2 protein-coding genes are annotated in these 1,096 nt (G+C 67.7%); both read right to left on the reverse strand.

Annotated features, from left to right (window positions below):
• Window positions 1-8: 8 nt before the first annotated feature.
• Window positions 9-299: a DUF2218 domain-containing protein gene (locus tag FFS23_RS19925; protein ID WP_137899964.1), complete on the reverse strand. Its 291-nt coding sequence runs from the start codon at window positions 297-299 to the stop codon at window positions 9-11.
• Complete coding sequence (locus tag FFS23_RS19930; RefSeq protein WP_137899965.1) at window positions 296-892, reverse strand: PadR family transcriptional regulator; 597 nt, start codon at window positions 890-892, stop codon at window positions 296-298. Before FFS23_RS19930 ends, FFS23_RS19925 begins: the two co-directional genes overlap by 4 nt.
• Window positions 893-1,096 lie beyond the last annotated feature (204 nt).

Genomic DNA, 1,096 nt, shown 5'->3' on the forward strand with positions numbered 1-1,096 from the left:
GACGCCCCCTACCCCGCCCGCCAGTCGAAGGTCAGCGGCGCCTCGCGGAAGGCGAAGCGGTCGAGATGGCTCGCCACCACCTCGCGCATCCGGGCCTCGTCCTCGCCCTCCGGCACGGTCAGCACCAGATCGAGGCTGTCGCTGTCCGCCTTCATCGCCAGCAGCGATCCGTTGGGAAAGGCGATGCTGCCCTCCTCGGCGGTGAAGCTGACCGCCATCTTGTGGCTCCAATGCTTCGCCAGTTGCTGGAGATAGCGGCTCGCCGACCCCGTCGGCACACGCGCGACCGAGACGCTCACTTGAGCCGCTCGATCTTCTGGACGACGCCGTCGATCAGCGCCGCGACCTCGTGCACCGCATCGTCGGACAGATCGCCCGCCTCGACCCGCTCCATCACCACGTCGCGCAGGTTGCGCATCGCCCGCCGGATCGGCGCCCGATCATGACGCGCACGATGCGCGCCGATCTCGGCCAGCCGCGCCATCAGCATCGCCACCTGCTCTTCATGCTCGGCGAGATGCGCCTCGCCCGCCGCGGTGACGACGAAGCGCTTGCGCGCCGTCTCCGACGGCTGTTCGGCGATCAGCTCCATCTCGGCGAGCATCGTCAGCGCCGGATAGACCATCCCCGGCGAGGGCGCATAGGCACCGCCGGTCAGTTCCTCGACCGCCTTGATCAATTCATAGCCGTGGCGCGGCTCGTCGGCGATCATCCGCAGCAACACCAGCCGCAGCTCGCCACCGTCGAACATCCGTCGCCGGCCGCCGCCGCCACTGCCACGTCCTTCATGGCGAAAGCCCTCGAACCGTCCCTCGGCCTGCGCCGCCCACCGATCCCAGCCGCCGCGCGGCCCGCAGCCGCGTCCACCGCGGCCATGCATATGTCCAAACATCGTCATTCCTTCTGCTATCACGATGCACCAAAGATATATCTTGAGAAGACGAGCGCAAGAGCCTTCCAAGATATATTTTGGCTGCGGCAGGATAGCGCCTCAGCGTCAGGTTAGCGAAGTTAGCAGGGGGGTGACGCGCCCGCCCCGCCCGCCTATCTCGGCGCGATGGCAGACCTGCTCACCGGCCTCGAACCGGAGCCGACC

The sequence above is a fragment of the Sphingomonas sp. 2SG genome (assembly GCF_005503285.1).
Lineage (GTDB): Bacteria > Pseudomonadota > Alphaproteobacteria > Sphingomonadales > Sphingomonadaceae > Sphingomonas > Sphingomonas taxi.

What these genes read in the sequence shown, in the direction of transcription:
- FFS23_RS19930 (WP_137899965.1), bottom strand. Translation starts at nt 892, where the DNA reads ATGTTTGGACATATGCATGGCCGCGGTGGACGCGGCTGCGGGCCGCGC.